This window comes from Caulobacter sp. FG121 (assembly GCF_057809815.1).
This window is the reverse complement of the sequence record NZ_JBMDKR010000001.1, coordinates 759,093-779,841: the sequence shown is the minus strand read 5'-3', so window position 1 is coordinate 779,841 and position 20,749 is coordinate 759,093. Positions and strand designations below refer to the sequence as shown.

Genomic DNA, 20,749 nt, shown 5'->3' with positions numbered 1-20,749 from the left:
ACGTGAGAGATCCGCATGACCAAAGACCGCATGGCCGTTCTGGCCGCCATGATCGATCAGGGGGTCATCCCCGTCTTCTATCACCCCGACGTCGAGACCTGCGTCAACGTCATCCAGGCCTGCGCCAACGGCGGGGCTCGCTGCATCGAGTTCACCAACCGCGGTGAGTTCGCGGCTCACACCTTCCTCGATGTCACCCGGCATTTCGCCAAGGCCGACCCCGGCGTGATCATGGGCGTTGGCAGCATTGTCGATGCGCCGACCGCTGGCCTCTACATCGCCAATGGCGCCCGGTTCGTCGTCGGCCCGATCCTGAACGCCGAGGTCGCCCGCGTCTGCAACCGCCGCATGATCCCCTATTCGCCGGGCTGCGGCAGCGCGACCGAGATAAGCTACGCCCAGGAGCTGGGCAGCGAGATCGTCAAGGTCTTCCCCGGCGAGAGCGTGGGCGGCCCGACGTTCGTCAAGAACGTGCTGGGGCCGATGCCCTGGTCCAAGATCATGCCGACCGGAGGGGTCGACCCCGACGAGGCCTCCCTGCGCGAATGGTTCGGCGCCGGCATCGTCGCGGCCGGTATGGGCAGCAAGCTGATCACCAACGACCTGCTCAAGGCGGGCGACTGGAAGGGCATCGAAGCCCGCGTGCGCAAGACCGTGGATCTCATCGCCAAAATCCGGAGAGAGCTCGCTTGAGCGACACCATTCTGAATATCCGCACTGCCAGCGAGACCCGCTGGGACTGCGCCTCCTTCGGCGAGGTGATGCTGCGCTTCGACCCCGGCTTCGGCCGTGTTCGCAACGCCCGCCAGTTCAACGTCTGGGAAGGCGGAGGCGAGTACAATGTCGCCCGCGCGATGCGCAAATGCTGGGGCAGGCGGGCCACCGCCGTCACCGCCCTGCCGGTCAACGACCTTGGCTGGCTGGTCGAGGACCTGATCATGCAGGGCGGCGTGGACATGAGCCACGTGGTCTGGCGCGAGTTCGACGGACTTGGTCGCAACACCCGCGTCGGCCTGAACTTCACCGAGAAGGGCTTCGGCGTCCGCCCGGCCTTGGGCTGCAGCGACCGTGGTCACTCCGCCGCCTCGCAGATCCGTCCCGGGGAGGTGAACTGGGAGAAGCTGTTCGGCGAGGAAGGCGTGCGCTGGTTCCACACCGGCGGCATCTTCGCGGCCCTTGCCAGCAACACCGCCGAGGCCGTGATCGAGGCGGTCGAGGTCGCCCGCAAGTACGGCACGGTCGTCAGCTATGACCTGAACTACCGGGCCTCCCTGTGGAAGAGTCAGGGCGGCAAGCCGGGCGCGCAGAAGGTCAACCGCGAGATCGCAAAGTACGTCGACGTGATGATCGGCAACGAGGAGGACTTCACCGCCTGCCTCGGCTTCGAGGTCGAGGGCCTCGACGAGCACATCAGCGAGATCGACCCGGCCAACTTCAAGACCATGATCGAGACGGCCGTGAAGCAGTTCCCGAACTTCAAGGTGGCGGCTACCACCCTGCGCAATGCGAAGACCGCCAGCGTCAACGACTGGTCGGCGATCCTCTACGCCGGCGGCCAGTTCTATCAGTCGATGATGCGCGAGAATCTGGAGATCTATGACCGTGTCGGCGGCGGCGACGGCTTCGCGTCCGGGCTGGCCTACGGCTTCCTGGAAGGGAAGGGGCCCCAGGCCGCCGTCGAATACGGCGCGGCCCACGGCGCCCTGGCCATGACCACCCCCGGCGACACCTCGATGGTCCGCGCCGCCGAGGTTGAGGCGGTGATGAAGGGCAAGGGCGCTCGGGTTATCCGGTAGGCGGCAGGCCCCGCGACGACTTCGCGGCGCGTAGCTGTCCTCTGTCTCCGGCTTGATGATCGGGGTCCTTCGGGAGAAGGGACCGCGCTGACTGCCTAACCCTGCACCCAGGGCAGATCGAGGCCTGGCAACTGCCCTTCGGCCAGCACGCTCGCGCCATAGAGGGTGATGAGGCCGAGCATGAAGACGTAGACCCAGTAGAGCACCGGATTGTCCCGCCGGTCCGCGTAGCGATGGCGGAAGAAGGTGCGCGTCACCGGAACGCGTCCCGTGACCAGCGCCACGACGAAAAAGAGGCCGAAAATGACGACCGCGATCACGGTGAAGGCAGACGGCATGGGCGCTCCGATCGAGGCGCGAGCCTGAGCGTAACGCCAAGCCGCGACAAGCTTCTTTGACGGTGCGACCTTCGCCCTAGACCTCGACCGGCTCCATCTTCGGGCTCAGCAGGTGCACCGCCAGGATGGCCGCCAGGTAGATGAAGGCGCAGACGGCGAAGATCGCCGGATAGCCCAGCGTCGTGGACAGGGCCTTGCCGACGCCCTTGGCCATGATCATCCCGCCGATGCCGCCCACCATGCCGCCGATGCCGATCACCGAGCCCACGGCTTTCCGCGGGAAGACGTCGCCCGGCAGGGTGTAGAGGTTCGCCGAGAAGGCCTGGTGCACGGCGGCCAGCCAGCCGACGATCAGGATCGCGCCCCACAGATGGTGGACGTGCGTGACCAGCAGGTAGGGCAGGGCGCTGACGGCGAGGACCAGCATGGTCGTCTTGCGCGCCCGGTTGATGCTCCAGCCCATCTTCATGAACCGCGAGGACATCCAGCCGCCGCCGACGCTTCCGACGTCGGAGATCAGGTACACGACCGCGAGCGCCGTCATATAGAGGATGTCGGTGGTCTTGAGCTGGAAGGTCTTGTTGAAGAAGTCCGGTAGCCAGAACAGCAGCATCCACCAGACCGGATCGATCAGGAACTTGCCGATCGCGTAGGCCCAGGTCTCCCTTTTGCCCAGCACGACCAGCCAGCCGACCTTCTTTTCCGTGTCGGCCGGATCCTGTTCGATGTGGGCCAGTTCGGCGGCGTTGACGTGCTTGTCTTCACGCGGGTTGCGGTAGACGACCACCCAGGCGACCAGCCACAGCAATCCGACAACGCCCGTGGTGATGAAGGCGGCCTGCCAGCCCCACAGGGCCATGATCGCCGGGGCGATGATGGGCGTGACGACGGCGCCGATATTGGAGCCGGCGTTGAAGATGCCGGTGGCCAGCGCCCGTTCCTTCTTCGGGAACCAGTCCGTGACGGCCTTGATGCCGCCCGGGAAGTTGCCGCCCTCGCCGATGCCCAGGGCCACGCGCACGGCGAAGAACGAGCCCAGTCCGGACGCGAAACCGTGGGCGATGTGGGCCAGCTGCCAGAGCAGGAAGGCCACGCCATAGCCGATCTTGGCCCCGACCCGGTCGACGATGGCGCCGAAGGCCAGGTAGCTGAGCGCGTAGGCAGCCTGGAAGTAGAAGACGATGTCGGCGTAGTTCTGCTCGGTCCAGCCGAGCTCCTTGCCCATGGCGGGCTTCAGCACGCCGAGCATCTGGCGGTCGACGTAGTTGATCACCACGGCGGTGAACAGCAGGGCGCAGATGACCCAGCGCCGGCGGCTCATCCGCGGCTCGGACGCGGTAGCGGCTTCCACCATGACGGTGTCGTCTCCCTAACGGGCGGCCGGTCTTGCGATCTCTGCGGCACAGAGAATCTCGCCGAACTCACCAAAGCTGATGCGGGCGGACTGGCCCGCGGAAATCTCGTGGATGCCGGTGGCGGCTCCGGTGGTCACGTACATGCCGGCCTTCAGCGGCAGGCCCCGCGAGGCGCAGTGGCCGAGCAGGAAGGCCAGGGCCGGCGCGGGCCCGCCCGGCACCGACGCGGCCGTGCCGACGCCGACGGACCGGCCGTCGATGAAACTCTCGCAGGTCAGGCTGGTGTCCGGGCGGTCGCGCCAGCCGGGGATCTCGGGACCGACGATCAGGCCCGCGTTGTTGCCGAAGTCGGAGGCGACGACGGTCGAGCCCAGGTCGTTAATGGTCTTCAGCGGGCTGCCCGCGAATTCGACGCCGACATGGAGGGCGGCTACGACGCCGAGCGCCTCTGCCGGGGTCCAGCTGATCTTGTCTGCCGGCGCATCGACGGCCAACCGGTAGATGAACTCGCCTTCAACCGCCGCGAACCCGCCCGGGATGACGGACAGGGTGACGGTTTCACCCTTGTGCGGGCGTCGCAGGGCGGCGGTGAACGTCGGCCCGGCGACGCGCTCTTCGCCGAGGCGGGCCTGCAGTTCGGCGGGCACTCTGCCCACCTTCCAGCCGGCGACGGTGTCGGGCACGAGGGCCAGCGCGGCGTCCTGAACAAGGTAGGCTTCGGCCAGTGTGGCGGGGACCACACCGGGATAGCCGGGCAGGGCGAGGGCGGCGCGGCGCGCCGAAACGAAGGCGGCGGCGATCTCGCCAGGCGCGGTCGCCAGCGCGACCGGCGTCGTGGATGCACTTGCCCCTGACGTCACGCCCCTTGTCCCCCCAACAGTTTGGCCCCAGTTTCAGGGTCTCGATTGTGTCTAGAGGAAACCGGTGTCATTTTCAACGGCGCGCGGCGCGAAGATCCAGAATAGCGTCCGGACAAGGGAGTGAAACCGGTGTTCCGATCCATGCTTGTCGGCCTTGGCGTGAGCCTGGCCATCGCCACCACGGCGCTCGCGGCCTGGCCGCTCGGCCGGTCCGCGCCGGCGCCAACCGCCTCGTCGGCCCCGCCGCTGGCCTTTTCCGGCGCGCAGGGTTGGGCGGCGGCCACGCCGGGCGGCCGGGGCGGGCAGATCCTGCGGGTCACCACCCTCGCGGCCGAGGGCCCCGGTTCCTTCCGCGAGGCGGTCGACACGAAGGGCCCGCGCATCATCGTCTTCGAAGTCGGCGGCGTGGTCGACCTGGGCGGCAAGACGTTGACGATCCGAGAGCCATTCCTGACGATCGCCGGTCAGACGGCTCCGTCGCCCGGCGTAACCTTCATCCGCGGCGGCATCGACATCACCACCCACGACGTGGTCATCCGGCACATCCGCGTCCGGCCCGGCGACGCCGGCTTCGCGAAGAAGAGCGGCAACGACTTCGACTCCATCTCCACCCAGGGCATCGCCTACAACGTCATCGTCGACCACTGCACCCTGACCTGGGGCACGGACGAGAACCTGTCGGCGTCAGGCAAGCGATTCGTCGGCAATACCCCGGACGAGTGGCGCGCGGGCACCTCGCGCAACATCACCTTCTCCCAGAACATCATCGCCGAGAGCCTGCGCTACTCGGTGCACATGAAGATCGAGCACTCCAAGGGAAGCCTGATCCACGACAACGTCACGGGCATCCTGATCTGGGGGAACCTCTACGCCCACAACTACGAGCGCAATCCGCTGTTCAAGGGCGGCGTCTACGGGGTGATCGTCAACAACCTGATCTTCAATCCCGGCCAGCGCGCCGTGCACTACAACCTGATGGCCGAGGAGTGGGGTTCCAACCCCTGGCAGGTCGGCAAGATGGTCGCCGTCGGCAACGTCTTGCGGGCGGGCGAGGATACGCCGGAAGGGCTGCCCTTCCTGATGATCGGGGGCTATGGCGACCTCGAGTACTACGGCCGCGACAACACGGCGGTCGACCGGTGGGGCAACCCCCTGCCGATGTTCGGCCGCTACACGACCACGCCGGCGAAGATCATCCTGCTGGACAAGGCGCCGTTCTGGCCGACCGGGCTGGTCGCGCTGCCCGCGACCCAGGTGCAGCAGTGGGTCCTGCAGAACGCCGGCGCCCGCCCGTGGGACCGCGACGCCAACGACGTGCAGCTGATCTCCGATGTCGCCGAGGGGCGGGGCAACATCATCGACTCCCAGGACGACCTGCACGGCTATCCGGTGGAAAAGCCCACCAGCCGGCCGTTCAACCCCGCGGACTGGAACCTCGACGACATGTCGCCGAAGCGTCCGGAACTGCTCGACGCGGGCGCGAAGGCGAAGGGAACCTGACGGCTAAGTTCCGGGCTGGATATACGGCACGCGCGCGAACAGCACGCGCTCGGCGCCGCGCGGATCGTCGGCCAGGCGCGGCGTGACATCGAAGATCATCGTCTGGCGCCGGGGAAGGGTGTAGCCCGGCCAGCCCGGGTCGCCGGTCCGGGCGAAGGCGATAAAGGCGTCCTGCATCGCGTCGGACACTGCCTGGGCGTCGGGCGCGGTTCCGGTAATCGAGCCGGGGGCGTCCAGCGTGTCGAACACCAGAGGGATATCGAGCATGTGCGGCGCCCCCCACCGGCCGCCGTCCGTCGGGCTCTTCCAGTCCAGCTGGTAGACAAAGGCCGGCGCGCCCTGGGCCGCGCGGGCCTCCGCCTCGATGACGGCCGCCCGCCAGGACCTGGAGGCCGTGCTGGCGGCAAAGAACACGTCGCTGGCGCTCCAGGCCTGATAGAGCCGGCGGTATTCCGCGATGACGGTCTCCGGACTGATGTCGACGCGCAGTTCGGGCGCCAGCCGCGCCGGAAGCTCGTCCCAGGTCAGGGCGTGGTTGCGCGGGTCGCCGCCGAGAAAGGCGCGGGTCTCGTCGTGGGTGTTGCCGATCATCATCGGGATTGCGGCCGACTGGACCGGGGCGTCGGGCCAGAAGGGGTGACGGGTCAGCGAGCGGTCATCGAGGACAGGCCCGAAATGGAGCGCGCCGGACGGGAGAATGGGGTCCTTGGCCGCCATCGCCTCGACCAGCCGGGCGACTGGCAGGGTGGCGAGTTCACCGCTGCGACCGGCATCCAGTCCGAGCGCGGCCAGGAAGGTCTCGGCCCGCTGTTGGGCATGCAGGGGCCCGGACGCGGTGACCTGCTGTCCGCTCATGGTCGCCGCCCTGTGGAACAGACCCTTCGCTGCGGGCATGGCCATCAGGGTGGCGATCTTGGCGCCGCCGCCGGACTGGCCGAACAGCGTGACCTTGCCGGGATCGCCTCCGAAGGCGGCGATGTTGTCCCGCACCCACTCCAGGGCGAGGACCAAATCCAGCTGCCCGACATTGCCGGAATCGGCCCAGCGCCGGTCGCCGAGCCGGCCGAGCGAGAGATAGCCGAACGGCCCGAGCCTGTGGTTCAGCGTCACCACCACGACATCGCCACGCGCCGCGAGTCGGGTCCCGTCATAGAGGGGGCTCGACCCCGAGCCGGTGCTGTAGGCGCCGCCATGGATGTAGACCATGACCGGCCGGTGGGCCGTGTCGGCGCCTGGCGTCCAGACATTCAGGAACAGGCAGTCTTCCGAGGTGTTGGCTTCATCACCCCGCTGCGGCGATCCCGGACCGAACGCCAGCGCGTCCCGGACGTCAGTCCAGGGCGCGGGCGGGACAGGCGGCTGGAACCGAAGCGGGGCAGTGTCCGCGCCGTAGCGTACGCCCTTGAAGGTCAGGAGCCCCGCCGTCCGCTGACCGCGAACGGGCCCGTGGGTGGTCCGCACCACTGCATCGGACGGGCGCGCCACGGCGGTCCCGGCGACCGCCGCGACGGCCACGCCCAGTCCGAAAGCCCGCCGAGTAAGCCGCATGGGTCACCGCCTTGACACCGGTGACATAGCGCACGCTGGCGTCCTGGAGAAGCGGTAGGCGCCGTCAGCTGACGACGGGCTGTCTCGATCTGGAAACAATGGCGGTCCGGGCAGGCTAGCGCCAACCCTTCTCCACCCAGGGCCGCCGGTCTGACCCTAGGTGTCTGTCCTTCCTCCCTCGAGGTAACGGGTTGACGGTGTCAGCGGGCTGATATGGGGTCTCAGGTCCTGCGCGACGCACCTGGCTGGCTCGCGAGCCCAATGCCGGGCCTTCGACCGCCGGAACCGCTGCTTAGAAGGATTTGCGCGTGATCTTCAGGACTAGCATCTTCGGATTGTGCGCTACCCTCCTTGCGGGGTGCGGCACGGTGCTGTCATCCGGCCTCCCGGCCGAGATATCCATCCCCGGAGACCGCCTCTTCACTGAAAGCCTGACGTCGTCACGTGACGGCGCTGTCTACGTCGGCAGCTATGGAATCGACGGCTATGGCGGCCGCACGATTTATCGTGCATCGCCAGGACGCGCTGTGGCCGAAGTCTGGATAGCGCCACCGAGCGAGACGTCTCCGGGCTACCTTGGGGTGCTCGCGGACGACAAGACACATACATTGTGGGCCTGCGTGCTACCCGTTCGCATGGCGGCGGGCGAACCGCAGACGACGCCTTCGATCCTGCGCGCTTTCGACCTCACTTCGGGCGCGATCAAAGCGAGCTATCCGCTCCCGACGCCGGGGGGCGTCTGCAATGACATCGCGATCGCCGCGGACGGCGCGGTGTTCGTCACCGATACCGAGAACATGGAAATCCTTCGCTTGGGGGCGGGCGCTTCTGCGCTCGAGGTGTGGTCCGGCAACGGAGCATTCGGCCCCAAGGGCGGCATTCTCGACGGTATCGCGATCCTCGGGGATCGCCTGTTCGTCAATACGCTCGCGACGAACAAACTCTTCGCGGCTGCGATCCTGCCGGATGGCGCTGCGGGGCCCGTCTCCGAGATCGCCTTGAGCCGTCCCATCCTTGCGCCCGACGGAATGCGCAGTTTCGGGCAGGATCTGCTGCTGGTGGAGAGCGGCGGTCCGGGGAGGTTGTCGCGGGTGACTGTGTCCGGAAATTCCGGCGAGGTGGTGACGTTGAGCGAAGGCTATCCGGGTGGCGCTGTGGCCGTCACGGTTGTCGGGACAAACGCCTACGTGCTGGAGGCGCAATTCGCCGCCGAAGAGACGCTCCCGAAGATGCCGACAAAGCCTTACAAGGCCGTCGCTGTGGATGTCGGCCCGCGGCCCTAGTCCAATAAGACGTTTGCTTCACACCGACGATGGCCATGCGGATACGGGCGGGGAGTTAGGGGCCTGGAGCGCCCTCATGTTGGCAACAAGAGGCGCGACTCGCGTCTCCGATCCGCCGCAAGCGACGGTGAAGCCGGGGGTATTTCGGGGAGGTCCCGGAAACGGGATTCAGCGCGTGACTGGATGGCGGTGCTGGCAGGTGAGAGCAGCCCTTCTCTGTGCCAAATTCCCTGTTCCGGCCCGATAAACAGGGAATTCTCCAGGAATCGGAGAGTCATTCTCTCCGCCAGTATTCTCCGATCGCCTTCTCCACAAGGCTTCTCCGCGGATTCTCCGGTAACCGGTCGGCCGGCCGGCAGGGAATTTAGCAGGGAAACTTCTCGGACGGCCGACAACGCCATCGCAGGCGCCGATCCATGGTGTTTGGGGCCGGCGGGGGCAAGATTGGCGATCAAGTGCTACTCGATGTCTATCTAAATAAAATGGGCCGGCTAACGCCCCTTCAGCTCACCAAGAGCGATAACGATCTGCTCCAGCTGGGTGCGCAGGCAATCGAATTTGCCAACAACCAGAAGCTCGAATTTTCTGGACCGTCGCCAAAGTGACGCCTCCCCCTGGCGAGGATTGGTTGCGGCCCGACTGACTGGGCGAGGTGGAGGCAGTCTGGCGCGAACTCTGCCCCACCTCCCGCCCTAGGTGTGCAATTGTTCAGTGTCCCAATGCCTTTTTGAGGCTTCTCGCGTCAGGGTGGAATGGGGGCCGCTACAACTCGCCTGCGGAGTCTTTTCTGCAACAGGCGGCGGCTTTGGCAGGGGGCGCCACCCCCTTTCACCCCGGCGCCCCCGCGTTGACGCCTTATCGACCCTGCTGAACGGAAGGCGCGGAAAGATAGTGACTGATCACTATCTTTTGTCTATATGGTTACCATGGCTCGCCAAAATCTCCCTGCTGCGCAACGCCGTGAAGTGACCGTGGAAGCGGTCGTCGACCTCGCCGCTACACGCAATCCCGCCGAAATCACGACAGGCCAGATCGCTGAACATATGCAGCTGACCCAAGGGGCGCTGTTCCGCCATTTCCCGACCAAGGACGCGGTCTGGGACGCGGTTATGGTCTGGACGGCCGACCAACTCACCCGACGACTCGATCAAGCCGAGGCAAGAGGCTCGTCGCCCTTGTCCGCGCTTGAGCAGATGTTTCTGGCGCACGTCGATTTCGTCGTGGCCCGCCCTGGCGTCCCCCGCATCCTGTTTGGGGAGCTGCAGCGCACCGGCGATACGGCCGCGAAGCGAAGCGCACGGGCGCTGATCAACGGGTATCGAGCGCGTTTGGTGAAGCTTCTCGATCATTGCAGAGCCAATGGCGATCTGCCCGCCGATCTCGATACCGAAGCCGCCGCGACGCTGTTTGTCGGGACGATCCAGGGTCTGGTGATGCAAGCCATGATGGCCGGGGATTTCGCGGCGATGCGGGCCATGGCCGGCCGGGTGTTCAGCATCTACCTCAAGGGTATCGGAGGAAGGCCATGAAGCTCTCCCTGCCAGGTAATCGGCGGACATGGCTGTTGATCGCGGTCCTGACGCCGCTGATCCTAGTGTTCGCCTATGTGGCGGTGCGCTCAGGCCCGCTTGCGCCTGTGCCGGTCACCTTGGCGACGGTGGAGGAAAAGGCGATCTCCCCGTCGCTCTTTGGCATCGGCTCGGTCGAAGCGCGTTACACGCAAAGTGTCGGTCCCACCACCGCGGGGCGCGTGCGCGCGGTGCTGGTGGATGTGGGCGATCACGTCGTTACGGGCCAGCCGCTCGCTGAAATCGACGCGATCGACCTCGACGAACGCATTGTCGCGCAAGAGGGCGCGGAGGGGCGGTCCTTTGCTCTTGAGCGCGCCGCGCAGGCAGAGCTTGCCGACGCACAGGCGCGAGCGCGGCTGGCCCGGACGCAGGCCAGCCGAGCCGAACAGCTTCTCAAGGGGGGCTGGGTGACGCGGGCGGCCGTCGATGTGCGGCGTCAGGAACTGCAAGTGGCCGAAGCTGGGACGGCGGCGGCTCAGGCCAACCTCGCGGCGGCCTTACAGGACCGTCGGCGCACCGGCGCGGAACGCGCGGCGCTCGTCCGCCAAAAAGCCAACCTGCTTCTCGTCGCGCCGGCCAGTGGACTTGTCGTCCGCCGCGCGGTGGAACCTGGAACCACCGTGGTCGCCGGACAAGCGGTCGTGGAAATCATCGACCCCGCTAGCCTGTGGATCAATACGCGCTTCGACCAGCTTCAATCGACCGGCCTTCAACCTGGACTGCGCGCCCAGGTATTGCTCCGGTCGCGCGCCGGAGCCCCGCTGGCGGGGCGCGTCATCCGCACCGAGCCGCTGGCCGACGCGGTAACCGAAGAAGTGATGGCCAAAATCGGGTTCGAGACCCGGGACCTTCCGCCCATTGGCGAACTGGCGGAGGTGACGGTGACCCTCCCGCCGGCCAGGAGGTCACTCACCGTGCCAAATGCCGCCATTCACCGGGTCAAGGGCAAGTCCGGCGTATGGGTCGTTGAGAACGGGAAGCTCCGCTTCCAGCCTGTCACGACCGGGGCAACGGATCTCAATGGGACGGTCCAAGTCTCGGGCGGGCTGAAACGGGGCGCACGCGTCGTGGCCTATAGTCAGCGCAGTCTGACCGCCCGCACCCGCATCCGGGTCGTCGACCAGCTCGCCGGCGGCGGACAATGATCAGCCTTGCTGGTCGCGACATCCTCCATAGTTGGGGGAAGTTCGTTTTCACCGGCATCGGCCTGGGGCTACTGATCGGCGTCACCCTGACCATGGCCGGAGTCTATCGCGGCATGGTCGATGACGCCCAGGCGATGCTGGACAACAGCGGCGCTGACCTCTGGGTGGTGCAGAGAAACACGCTCGGTCCCTACGCCGAGCCGTCGAGCATCAATGACGATGTCGACCGATCAATCCGCGCCATGCCGGGAGTCGCGCGGGCGGCCAATGTCACCTACCTGACAATGCAGATCGGTCACGCTGGACGCGACGTTCGGGTCATGGTGGTCGGCATCAAGGCCGCGTCACCGGGGGAACCCGGCCAGCCACCCCATCTTATTGCCGGGCGCCAGATCGTGCGCGCCCACTACGAGGCGGTCGCCGATGTGAAGACCGGCTTTCGTCTGGGCGACGTCGTGCAGGTGCGGCGCAACCGATACAAGATCGTGGGGCTGACCAGCCGCATGGTGTCGTCAGGCGGCGACCCGATGCTGTTCATCCCCCTGAAGGACGCCCAGCAGGCCCAGTTCCTCAAGGACAGTGACGCGATCGTCCGTCAGCGGGCTCGCACGGCGCGGAATCCAGCGCTCAATCCGCCCGGCAATCCCGGAATGATCGACGCCGTGACCGCCTCCCAGACCAGTAATCCCTACGTGAATGTCGTTCTGGTGCAGATCAAGGAGGGTTTCAGTCCTGACCAGGTGGCCGAGCCGATCCGTCGCTGGCAACGGCTCACGGTCTACACCCGGGCGGAGATGGAGGAGATTCTGATCGACAAGCTGATCGCTACATCCGCGCGTCAGATCGGCATGTTTCTCGTCATCCTCTCCATCGTCAGCGCGGCGATCGTCGCCTTCATTATCTACACGCTGACCATGGGTAAAATCCGGGAAATCGCGGTGCTGAAGCTGATCGGCACACGCAACCGGACCATTTCGTTCATGATCCTGCAGCAGGCCCTTGGACTCGGCCTGATCGGCTTTATCGTCGGCAAGATCGCCGCCACCTTCTGGGCCCCGATATTTCCCAAGTACGTTCTGCTGCTGTCCAGCGATTCCGTGCGCGGCTTCATCGCGGTCATGGTGATCTGCGCGATCGCCAGTCTGCTTGCCATCCGCGCCGCGCTTCGGATCGATCCGGCGGAGGCCATCGGTGGCTGACGGCATCCACATCGAAAATCTCGTCAAGACCTACGGGGAAGGCGAAACAGCGGTCCGTGCGCTGCAGGGCGTGGACATGCATGTCGCGCCCGGAGAGGTCGTCGGCCTCATTGGACCGTCGGGATCGGGCAAGAGCACCCTGCTCAAATGTCTGGGCGCGGTGATCGAGCCAACGTCCGGGCGGATGACCATCGGTGAGCAGACCATTTACGACAACGCATGGAAGATTCCTGATCTTCGGGCGCTGCGTCGCGACCGGATCGGCTTCATTTTTCAGTCGCCCTATCTGATCCCGTTTCTCGACGTCACCGACAATGTCGCCCTCCTGCCGATGCTCGCCGGCGTGACCAACGCCAAGGCCCGCGCCCGTGCGGTGGAGTTGCTGACGGCGCTCGATGTCGTTCATCGCGCCAAGGCCATGCCATCGCAGCTTTCAGGGGGAGAACAACAGCGTGTCGCCATCGCCAGGGCGCTGGTGAGCCGTCCCCCCGTGATCCTTGCCGACGAGCCGACAGCGCCGCTTGACGGGGAACGGGCCCTGGCGGTGGTCAAGATCCTGAATGACATGGCGGCGCGCTACCAGACCGCGATCATCATCGTCACCCATGACGAGAAGATCATCCCGACCTTCAAGCGCCTCTATTACATTCGGGACGGCCGGACCCATGAGGAAGGCGGTCGAGCGGAGTCGGCATCTTGATCTCGACCAGGCGGCCACTGCGCATATGTCGCCGCGCCCTTGTGACCGGTCGGTCGCTGCACTCTGAGATCACCGGCGGAAAGGCGTGGTGGCCAGCCCCAGTCGCGGCGCGTCGCCCGATCAGACCTTCAGGGCTGACACGTAGGTTCCCATGTCAAAGTAGTCCCGCCAGATCTTGATGCGACCATTCTGCATCTCAAATACGCCGCAACAGGGAAGATTGACCGGCTTGTCTCCCACCATCGTGCGGTCCAGACGCTCGGCGATCACGACGTTGCCTTGAGCGATCAAGGTCAGCACATCCCATTCAGTCGAGCGCCAGCCCTTCAGAAAGGCAGCGATGAACTGGCGGAGTGCGGCATGCCCGGCCACCGGCTTTGTCGGCATGTTATGATAAATCCCATCCTCGCAGAAGAACTGGACCAGCTCTTCGACGTCCAGCCGCGACCACGCCGCGATGAAGTCACGAATCACCTGTTCGTTGCCAACCGCCATTGTTCGCTCCTTCAATCGCCGTACGCCGCATTATTGCACGTCCCGCCTGTGCCGTACGCGCACCATCAACAACATGCGCGATGTTGCATCCAACTGTAGGAGCCTGACTCATAAGCCTACCCCCGCGCGAGTCGGCTGATGGACAAGGCTGCCTACCTCGACTTCGTCATCGAGGTCATCCGGCGATCCGATGACCAGAAGGGCTTCCAGGTCCTGCCCCGCCGGTGGGTGGTCGAGCGCACCTTCGGCTGGATGACAAGATGGCGGCGTCTCGACCGCGACTACGATGCCCGCATCGACGTCTCCGAGGCCATGATCCTCGTCGCCATGGGCGGCAACCTCCTACGTCGGAACGTTCACCCATGAGTTTCCAAACGGACTCTTAGGTGTCAGCGCCTCTTGGCCAAGACCGGCTCGTCCTGCGCGCGATGGCCGTGGATGGATGCGGCGAGCCTTCGAAAGGATGACGGACTCTCGCCCGACCAGCGGGTGAACGCACGGGTGAATGCGGCCAGTTCAGAATAGCCCAGGGCCTCGGAGACCTGTTCGAGGTTCATCTCGGTGGTCTGCAACAGCTGCTGGGCCTGATGATAGCGGACGTGGTCGAGCAGGGTGCGGTAGGATAGGCCGCGCTCGGTTAGCTGGCGCTGCAGGGTTCGCTCTGACATCGACAGGGACTCGGCGAGCTGTCGGGCGCTGTGATAGCGCCCGGCGCTGCGCACGAGGGCGTCGAGGCACCGGCGGACCAAGGGGTGCTCGCTGCGGCAGCGGGTGATGATCTCGGCGCATTGGCGCTCATAGGTCTCCTCGCAGACCGAATTGCCCATGGGCAGGGCCACGTCCTGCAGGGCCTCGGGCCACAGCCAGGCGCTGCGCTCGGCGCCAAAGCGCACCGGCGCGTGTAGTTCGCGCTCGAACAGGGCGCGTTCCTTTGGCTCAGGCAGGGTCACTTCGATGCGGGTGAGCGGGAAGGGGCCCTGCCAGATGTCGTGCAGGATGGTGGTGACCGAGCCCAGGGCCCGGTACATGGAAAATTCCCGCAGGGCCTCGGGGATCGGCGAGGGGTCCATGCCGATGCCGATCAGGCCCCCCGGCGCTGCGACATTGGTGTAGCTCATCAGGGAGTAGTGCAGGTCGCCGAAAAGACTGGACAGCTCGAGCGAGCGGCGAAGGGTGCGCGCGGTCATCATCACGAAGCCGTAGGGGCCGTAGCACAGCATGCGGTAGCGCAGGCCCGTGCGAAACCAGACCTCGGGCGAGTGGCCGGTTAGTCCGATATAGGCGTGCTGGAAGTCCAGCTCCTGGCGGCCGCTGATCCGGCCGTTGGGGTCGTCGATCAGGGCCCGGTCGACCCCGGCCGCCCGGATCGCCGGGGCGCTGTCTAGGCCCAGCTCCTCCAGCATCGAGCACATGATGCGGATGCTTAGATTGGGAAAGCCGATCCGATCCAGCGTCTCCAGGCGCATGCCTGCTCGCTCCAGCCTGCCACGATGCCGCTGGCGCAAGGCCGCGCCGTTTGGCGGGAAATGTCAAGCTAATGGCGAACGGTGTCATTCAAAACAGGGGTGATCAGCGAGAAGGTGGTGGTGCGAAATTCCGCCGCAGAGCGGAAAACCGCTGAGGAACACGCGACCGATCAGGAACAGGCCAGCGCCATGAACGCTCCGCTCAAGGGCTCTCCAGCATTCTTCCCGCACACGCCGGGCCTGCCCGCGCGGCCGGCCTATCTGGAGCTGCCGCAGACCGGCTTCGAGGAGCCGATGGGCGAGGTCAAGCGCCAAGTAGTCGACCTGGCCCGGCGGTTCGCCGAAGAGGTGATGCGCCCCGCCGGCGCCGCCCTCGACCGTCTGACCCCCGAAGAGGTGGCCGCGCCCGGCTCAGCCTACTGGACCACCTTGGCGCAGTATCGTGACCTGGGCTTCGACCAGGCCGACGCCCTGGACCTGTCGCCGGGCGATCTCGTCGATCTCAAGGCGATGCTCTACGAGGAGATGGGTCGCGGCGATTCCGGCCTGGCCATCGCCATCGGCGCCGGCGGTCTCGGCCACCTGATGGCCAAGCGCTGGGGCCGCACCGACCTCGTCGAGGCCTTCCCCACCTCGATGCTCGGCTGCTGGGGCATCACCGAACCCGTGGGCGGCTCGGACATGCTCGACTGGGACCGCCATGCCGGATACCCGGGCGGCGTCGATGAGCGCCCGTCCCTAGTGGCCACGCTGAAGGGCGACACGGTGGTGCTTAACGGCCAGAAGTCGGCCTGGGTCTCCAACGGGATCACCGCCGAGTTCTGTAACCTGTTCACCACCTTCGACCGCGGCCAGGGACGGGAAGGGGTCAATATCTATGTGCCCCTGAACCTGCCCGGCGTCACCCGCGGCAAGCCGCTGGACAAGCTTGGCCAGAGGGCCCTGCCCCAGGGCGAGATCTTCTTCGACAATGTCGAGGTTCCGGCCCGCCTGATCGCCGCCGGCCCCGACCAATACGCCGATGCGGTCTATGACATCCTGTGCGAGGCCAACGCCGGCATGGGCCCCTGTTTCGTCGGGGTGGCGCGGGCGGCCTATGAATACGCCCTAGCCTACGCCCACGAACGCAAGCAGGGCGGCGTGCCGATCATCCGCCACCAGAATGTCCGCTACCGCCTGTTCCACATGCTGCGCCGCATCGAGGCGGCCCGCGCCCTGACCCGCCGGGTCTACCGGTTCAACGAGCTGACCGGCCTGAGGGCGCTGCAGGCCTCAATCTCCTCCAAGATCACCGGCACTCAGCTGGCCTTCGAGGTGGCCAGCGAGGCGCTGCAGATCTTCGGCGGCAACGGCGTGACCCGCGCCTATCCCCTCGAGAAGCTGCTGCGCGACGCGCGTGCGGCGATGATCGAGGACGGCTGCAACGAGTTCCTGGCCATCAAAGGCGGCAGCCTTCTGGCCGATCCGGAGAGGCTCTGAATCTGCATGAGTAACAATGTCTATGTGATCGGCGCGGCGATGACCGCGTTCGGCAAGCACGCTGATCGCGGGCTGAAATCCCTGGGCGCAGAAGCAATCAATGGCGCCCTGAAGGACGCCGGCCTCGGTCCCGAGGCGCTGCAGGCGGCCTATATGGGCAACGCCGCGGGCGCGGTGATCACCGGTCAGGTGCTGATCCCCGGCCAGGTGGTGCTACGCGGCATGGGCATCGGCCGCATCCCGGTGGTCAATGTCGAGAACGCCTGCGCCACCTCGGCCACCGCGTTCCAGCAGGCCGCCGAGATGGTGCGGCTGGGTGCCTATGACACGGTCCTGGCGGCCGGCTACGAGAAGCTCTACCACCCGGACAAGACCAAGACCTTCTCGGTGTTCATGGGGGCGGTCGATGTCGAGAACCTGCCGCAGCTGATCGCCGGGCTGAAAGCCGCTGGCGGCGACGCCGAAGGGGGCCGGCCGCGCTCGCTGTTCATGGACGTCTACGCCCAGATGGCCCGCCAGCACATGGAGCGCTACGGCTCCACCGCGCGGCATTTCGCGATGATCTCGGCCAAGAACTCGCAGCACGGGGCGCTCAATCCCTACGCTCAGTTCCGCGATGTCCTGACCGTCGAGCAGGTGCTGGACGCTCCGATGGTGGCGTCGCCCCTGACCCTGTCCATGTGCTCGCCGATCGGCGACGGCGCCGCGGCCCTGGTGCTGGCCTCGGAAGCCAAGGTTCGCCAACTGGGCCTGATGGACCGGGCGATCCGGGTGCGGTCCTCGGTCCTGGCCTCCGGCTGGGACTATGTCGAAGAGGGCGAGGAGACCGTGCCGCAGTACGCCGCGCGGCTGGCCTATGAGACCGCCGGCCTGGGCCCCGCCGACCTGGACGTGGTCGAACTGCACGACGCCTCATCCCCTGCCGAGCTCGTCTATTACGAGCATCTGGGCCTAGCCGCACCGGGCGAGGGCATAAGGCTGGTCGAGGACGGCGTGACCTCCTTGGGCGGGCGCACGCCGGTCAATCCGTCGGGCGGGCTGCTGCGCAAGGGCCATCCCATCGGCGCATCGGGCGCCGGCCAGATCTATGAGCTGGTCACCCAGCTGCGCGGCGAGGCTGGCGCGCGCCAGGTGGCCGGCGCCCGCACGGCCCTGGCCGAGAACGGCGGCGGCGCTCTGGGCGGCGACGTGGCGGCGATCGTGGTCTCGATCCTGACCCGGGAAGGCTGAGGCGGTCTGGCCATGTCCCGCAATGAACTGATCCTCGCCGACCTGATCGCCCTGCGCGCCGAGCAGCAGCCGGATCTCGACGTGCTGACCTTTGTCCGGGTCGCGCGGGACGGGCGGCTGGCGGACGAGGTGCGCACCTATGGCGACCTATGGCGCCACGGCAACCGCATCGCGGCGGCTCTGGCGTCCAGGGACTGCGTCGACGGCGCCAGCTTCGCCATCATGATGCGCAACCACCCCGCCTTCGTGGAGGCCATGGTCGGCGCCTCGATCACCGGGGCGGTGTTCGTGCCGATCGATCCCCGGGCCGCGGACGACAGGCTGGCCTTCATGCTGCGCCTCACCGCCTGCCAGGGCGTGGTAGTCGGCGACTATGCGCTGGACGCGCTGCTGGCGGTGCGCGAGCGGCTGCCGGCGCTGAAGTGGATTTGGGTGCTCCAGACCGGCGAGCCGCGGGCCCTGCCGTCCGGCGTTGAGCCGCTGGCCGAGGTGATGGCCTCGTCGCGCCCCGACATCGCCTGCCGGGTCTCTGATCCAGACCAGGTTCAGCAGTTGCTGTTCACTTCAGGCACCACCGGCGATCCCAAGGCCATCGTCTCGCCCTTCCGCCGCATGGGCGACGCCGGCCGCATGGCAGGGATGTTCGGGCTGGGGCCGCAGGATCGGCCCTATACCGGCCTGTCCCTGACCCACGCCAACGCCCAGATGATCACCGTGGCCGGAGCGCTCCACGGCGGGCTGCGGGCGGTGGTCAGCGACCGGTTCACCAAGTCGCGCCTGCTGGACATCGCCCGGGCCTATGGCTGCACGGTGTTCACGGTGCTGGGCGGCATGACCACCGCCCTCTATGCCGAGCCGCGCCGGCCCGACGATGCCGACACCACGCTGCGGCTGGTAATCTCAGCCGGGATGCCGGCTGCGATCTGGCGGCAGTTCGAGCAGCGCTTCGGCGTCCAGATCTATGAATTCTACGGTGCGGCCGAGGGCGGGCTGTGCGTCAACCCTCCGGAGATGGGGCCGGTGGGCTCGGTGGGCCGGGCGCCGCCGGGCATGGTCCTGGCCATTCTCGACGAGCAGGGCCGCGAATGCGCGGCCGGCGAGGCCGGCGAGATCTGTTTTCGGGGCGCCGACGCGGGGCCGATGCGGGTCGATTATCTCAACAACGACGAGGCCTCGCGCGACAAGGTCGCTGGCGGCTGGCTGCACATGGGCGATATCGGCCATGTGGACGAGAACGGCTGGCTGTTCTTCCACTATCGCAAGGGCGGGGCGATCCGGCGCAACGGCGAGTTCATCGACCCGGCCCGGGTCGAGACCGTTCTGGCCGAGCATCCCCAGATCGCCGACGTCTTTGTCTATGGCGTCGCCGCCGCCTCGGGAGCCCCGGGCGAGAAGGACGTGGTCGCCGCCGTGGTCCCGGTCGACGATCAGGCCTTCGATCCGGCCTCAGTGCTGGACTGGTGCGGCGCCAATCTTGAGACCAACAGCCTGCCGGTGGCGCTGCAGGTGGTGGCCCAGATCACCAAGACCGCCTCGGGAAAACCCCAGGAGCGCTTCCTGGCCGTCGATCTCGCGGCCGGCTCCGGGCGCATCGTCTGGACCAGGGACATCCCGCAAACTCGGGCCGCGTCATGAGGCAGGCCCCTAACAGCAATCAGGAGCGATCCAATGGCTGAAGACCCCAAGGTCGTCGTCTATGGCGCGAGCGGCTACACCGGCAAGCTGATCGCCGAATTCCTCGCCAGAAGCGGCATTCGCTTTGTCGCCGCCGGACGCAGCGGCGAACGGCTGGAGGCGGAGATGGCCGGCGTGCCCGGGCTCAAGGCCTCAGACTACGAGGTCCGCGCCGTTGCCCACGAGGCCGGCGCGCTCGCCGCCCTGTTCCGCGGGCGCTCCGTGGTGATCAATGTCACCGGACCGTTCATGCAGATCGGCGAGCCCGTGGTGCAGGCGGCCCTGGCCGAGGGCTGTCACTACCTGGACACCACCGGCGAGCAGGACTGGGTGATCTTCCTGCGCGATCGCTACGGCAAGGACTTCGGGGCCAAGGGCCGGCTGCTGTGCCCCGCCAACGCCTTCATGTGGGCGGCGGGCCAGCTGGCCATCGAGACCCTGCTGGAGACCCCGGGGATCGACTCCTTCGACTTGGTCTACGCCCCCAACGGCTTGCCGACCGTCGCCTCGACCCTGTCCTTCCTGCGCATGTGCACCCAGCCCCAGTACATCCTGTCCCACAACGTTATGGAGACCTGGCCCGCGGCTTCGTACATCCAGGTCTCGGCCCCCCATACCCACGAGATACTGCGCGGACTGCCCTGGGGCGGGGGCTGCGAGCCGATCTGGTACCAGGCCGATCCGCGGGTGCGCAGCGTGCGGGTCTGCGTGGCCTTCCCCAACTCGCCCTTCGTCGACTGGATTCTGGAGCGGATGCGCGAGTTCGCCAGCCTGGCCCCTGGGCTCAGCTCGCAGGAGGCCGAGGAGCTAACCAACAGCTGGGGCCGCCAGATCGCCATGACTCCCCCGCGCGAGATCGAGGACGTCAATCGCTGCGTCGTCTCGGCCCGGGCCCGCGGGCGGCTGGTCGGCAAGAACCTCGCCCTCTACGCCACCTCGCCCTATCTGCAGACCGGCGCCCTGGCCGCGACGGCGACTGGCCAGCTGCTTGAGGGCCGCCAGGCGAAGGTAGGGTTCGCCTCTCCCGCAGCCGCCTTCGGCCATCACAATCTGATCGCGGCCCTCAATGGAGCGGGTCTGCACTGCGCGATCGAGGAAGCCCTGTTCTAG

At 66.8% G+C, this 20,749-nt stretch carries 19 protein-coding genes and 1 pseudogene; 14 read left to right on the top strand and 6 right to left on the bottom strand.

Going from position 1 to position 20,749, the window contains the following annotated elements; genetic code table 11:
- Positions 1–15: 15 nt before the first annotated feature.
- Both ACODSL_RS04050 and ACODSL_RS04045 read left to right on the top strand, forming a co-directional pair.
- Positions 16–693, top strand: a complete 678-nt coding sequence (locus ACODSL_RS04050) for a bifunctional 4-hydroxy-2-oxoglutarate aldolase/2-dehydro-3-deoxy-phosphogluconate aldolase (protein ID WP_488899347.1) — start codon at positions 16–18, stop codon at positions 691–693.
- The gene (locus tag ACODSL_RS04045; RefSeq protein ID WP_488899346.1) at positions 690–1,796 is read left to right on the top strand and encodes a PfkB family carbohydrate kinase; all 1,107 of its coding nucleotides are present in this window, start codon (positions 690–692) and stop codon (positions 1,794–1,796) included. The genes ACODSL_RS04050 and ACODSL_RS04045 overlap by 4 nt, the downstream gene beginning before the upstream one ends.
- A 95-nt stretch (positions 1,797–1,891) precedes the next feature.
- Here ACODSL_RS04045 and ACODSL_RS04040 read toward each other — a convergent pair whose 3' ends face one another.
- From ACODSL_RS04040 to ACODSL_RS04030, 3 genes are all read right to left on the bottom strand, one after another.
- Positions 1,892–2,134 (bottom strand): hypothetical protein, encoded by a 243-nt coding sequence (locus ACODSL_RS04040; protein ID WP_488899345.1) that lies wholly within the window; start codon positions 2,132–2,134, stop codon positions 1,892–1,894.
- Positions 2,135–2,210: 76 nt separating this feature from the next.
- Complete coding sequence (locus ACODSL_RS04035; RefSeq protein WP_488899344.1) at positions 2,211–3,488, bottom strand: MFS transporter; 1,278 nt, start codon at positions 3,486–3,488, stop codon at positions 2,211–2,213.
- Between the two features lie 15 nt (positions 3,489–3,503).
- Positions 3,504–4,349: a 2-keto-4-pentenoate hydratase gene (locus tag ACODSL_RS04030; RefSeq protein ID WP_488899343.1), complete on the bottom strand. Its 846-nt coding sequence runs from the start codon at positions 4,347–4,349 to the stop codon at positions 3,504–3,506.
- 129 nt (positions 4,350–4,478) lie between these two features.
- Here ACODSL_RS04030 and ACODSL_RS04025 point away from each other — a divergent pair, with 129 nt between their 5' ends.
- Entirely contained in the window at positions 4,479–5,849 is a 1,371-nt protein-coding gene (locus ACODSL_RS04025; RefSeq protein WP_488899342.1) for a pectate lyase family protein, read from the top strand.
- Between the two features lie 3 nt (positions 5,850–5,852).
- Here the strand turns inward: ACODSL_RS04025 and ACODSL_RS04020 are convergent, their stop codons facing one another.
- Positions 5,853–7,397, bottom strand: a complete 1,545-nt coding sequence (locus tag ACODSL_RS04020; RefSeq protein WP_488899341.1) for a carboxylesterase/lipase family protein — start codon at positions 7,395–7,397, stop codon at positions 5,853–5,855.
- A 308-nt stretch (positions 7,398–7,705) separates the two neighbouring features.
- On the opposite strand from ACODSL_RS04020, the gene ACODSL_RS04015 reads away from it, so the two are divergent.
- The 6 genes from ACODSL_RS04015 (at position 7,706) to ACODSL_RS03990 (ending at position 13,295) form a co-directional block, all read left to right on the top strand.
- Complete coding sequence (locus ACODSL_RS04015) at positions 7,706–8,680, top strand: NHL repeat-containing protein (RefSeq protein WP_488899340.1); 975 nt, start codon at positions 7,706–7,708, stop codon at positions 8,678–8,680.
- Positions 8,681–9,096: 416 nt separating this feature from the next.
- Positions 9,097–9,285, top strand: a complete 189-nt coding sequence (locus ACODSL_RS04010) for a hypothetical protein (RefSeq protein WP_488899339.1) — start codon at positions 9,097–9,099, stop codon at positions 9,283–9,285.
- 321 nt (positions 9,286–9,606) lie between these two features.
- On the top strand, positions 9,607–10,209 hold the full coding sequence (locus ACODSL_RS04005; RefSeq protein ID WP_488899338.1) for a TetR/AcrR family transcriptional regulator: 603 nt from the start codon (positions 9,607–9,609) through the stop codon (positions 10,207–10,209).
- Positions 10,206–11,396, top strand: coding sequence for an efflux RND transporter periplasmic adaptor subunit (locus ACODSL_RS04000; RefSeq protein ID WP_488899337.1), 1,191 nt, complete (start codon positions 10,206–10,208; stop codon positions 11,394–11,396). The genes ACODSL_RS04005 and ACODSL_RS04000 overlap by 4 nt, the downstream gene beginning before the upstream one ends.
- Positions 11,393–12,595 carry an ABC transporter permease gene (locus ACODSL_RS03995; RefSeq protein ID WP_488899336.1) on the top strand — a complete coding sequence of 401 codons (1,203 nt, stop codon included), beginning with the start codon at positions 11,393–11,395 and terminating at the stop codon, positions 12,593–12,595. The genes ACODSL_RS04000 and ACODSL_RS03995 overlap by 4 nt, the downstream gene beginning before the upstream one ends.
- On the top strand, positions 12,588–13,295 hold the full coding sequence (locus tag ACODSL_RS03990) for an ABC transporter ATP-binding protein (RefSeq protein ID WP_488899335.1): 708 nt from the start codon (positions 12,588–12,590) through the stop codon (positions 13,293–13,295). The genes ACODSL_RS03995 and ACODSL_RS03990 overlap by 8 nt, the downstream gene beginning before the upstream one ends.
- A gap of 120 nt (positions 13,296–13,415) precedes the next feature.
- On the opposite strand, the gene ACODSL_RS03985 is transcribed toward ACODSL_RS03990, so the two are convergent.
- Positions 13,416–13,790: a limonene-1,2-epoxide hydrolase family protein gene (locus tag ACODSL_RS03985; protein ID WP_488899334.1), complete on the bottom strand. Its 375-nt coding sequence runs from the start codon at positions 13,788–13,790 to the stop codon at positions 13,416–13,418.
- Between the two features lie 114 nt (positions 13,791–13,904).
- Between ACODSL_RS03985 and ACODSL_RS03980 the strand changes: the two are divergent.
- Positions 13,905–14,156, top strand: a pseudogene (locus ACODSL_RS03980) (transposase); the annotation flags it as partial.
- A 23-nt stretch (positions 14,157–14,179) separates the two neighbouring features.
- On the opposite strand, the gene ACODSL_RS03975 reads toward ACODSL_RS03980, so the two are convergent.
- On the bottom strand, positions 14,180–15,256 hold the full coding sequence (locus ACODSL_RS03975; RefSeq protein WP_488899333.1) for an AraC family transcriptional regulator: 1,077 nt from the start codon (positions 15,254–15,256) through the stop codon (positions 14,180–14,182).
- Between the two features lie 81 nt (positions 15,257–15,337).
- On the opposite strand from ACODSL_RS03975, the gene ACODSL_RS03970 reads away from it, so the two are divergent.
- From ACODSL_RS03970 to ACODSL_RS03955, 4 genes are read left to right on the top strand one after another with little or no spacing between them, the layout of a single operon-like run.
- Positions 15,338–16,735, top strand: coding sequence for an acyl-CoA dehydrogenase family protein (locus tag ACODSL_RS03970; RefSeq protein WP_488899332.1), 1,398 nt, complete (start codon positions 15,338–15,340; stop codon positions 16,733–16,735).
- A gap of 6 nt (positions 16,736–16,741) precedes the next feature.
- On the top strand, positions 16,742–17,965 hold the full coding sequence (locus tag ACODSL_RS03965; RefSeq protein ID WP_488899331.1) for a thiolase family protein: 1,224 nt from the start codon (positions 16,742–16,744) through the stop codon (positions 17,963–17,965).
- 12 nt (positions 17,966–17,977) lie between these two features.
- Entirely contained in the window at positions 17,978–19,600 is a 1,623-nt protein-coding gene (locus ACODSL_RS03960) for an AMP-binding protein (protein WP_488899330.1), read from the top strand.
- Between the two features lie 33 nt (positions 19,601–19,633).
- A complete protein-coding gene (locus tag ACODSL_RS03955; protein WP_488899329.1) occupies positions 19,634–20,749 on the top strand; it encodes a saccharopine dehydrogenase family protein in 1,116 nt (371 codons plus the stop codon).

What these genes read in the sequence shown, in the direction of transcription:
- ACODSL_RS04050 (WP_488899347.1), top strand. Translation starts at nt 16, where the DNA reads ATGACCAAAGACCGCATGGCCGTTCTGGCCGCCATGATCGATCAGGGG.
- ACODSL_RS04040 (WP_488899345.1), bottom strand. Translation starts at nt 2,134, where the DNA reads ATGCCGTCTGCCTTCACCGTGATCGCGGTCGTCATTTTCGGCCTCTTT.
- ACODSL_RS04035 (WP_488899344.1), bottom strand. Translation starts at nt 3,488, where the DNA reads ATGGTGGAAGCCGCTACCGCGTCCGAGCCGCGGATGAGCCGCCGGCGC.
- ACODSL_RS04020 (WP_488899341.1), bottom strand. Translation starts at nt 7,397, where the DNA reads ATGCGGCTTACTCGGCGGGCTTTCGGACTGGGCGTGGCCGTCGCGGCG.
- ACODSL_RS04010 (WP_488899339.1), top strand. Translation starts at nt 9,097, where the DNA reads ATGGTGTTTGGGGCCGGCGGGGGCAAGATTGGCGATCAAGTGCTACTC.
- ACODSL_RS04005 (WP_488899338.1), top strand. Translation starts at nt 9,607, where the DNA reads ATGGCTCGCCAAAATCTCCCTGCTGCGCAACGCCGTGAAGTGACCGTG.
- ACODSL_RS04000 (WP_488899337.1), top strand. Translation starts at nt 10,206, where the DNA reads ATGAAGCTCTCCCTGCCAGGTAATCGGCGGACATGGCTGTTGATCGCG.
- ACODSL_RS03995 (WP_488899336.1), top strand. Translation starts at nt 11,393, where the DNA reads ATGATCAGCCTTGCTGGTCGCGACATCCTCCATAGTTGGGGGAAGTTC.
- ACODSL_RS03985 (WP_488899334.1), bottom strand. Translation starts at nt 13,790, where the DNA reads ATGGCGGTTGGCAACGAACAGGTGATTCGTGACTTCATCGCGGCGTGG.
- ACODSL_RS03975 (WP_488899333.1), bottom strand. Translation starts at nt 15,256, where the DNA reads ATGCGCCTGGAGACGCTGGATCGGATCGGCTTTCCCAATCTAAGCATC.
- ACODSL_RS03965 (WP_488899331.1), top strand. Translation starts at nt 16,742, where the DNA reads ATGAGTAACAATGTCTATGTGATCGGCGCGGCGATGACCGCGTTCGGC.
- ACODSL_RS03960 (WP_488899330.1), top strand. Translation starts at nt 17,978, where the DNA reads ATGTCCCGCAATGAACTGATCCTCGCCGACCTGATCGCCCTGCGCGCC.
- ACODSL_RS03955 (WP_488899329.1), top strand. Translation starts at nt 19,634, where the DNA reads ATGGCTGAAGACCCCAAGGTCGTCGTCTATGGCGCGAGCGGCTACACC.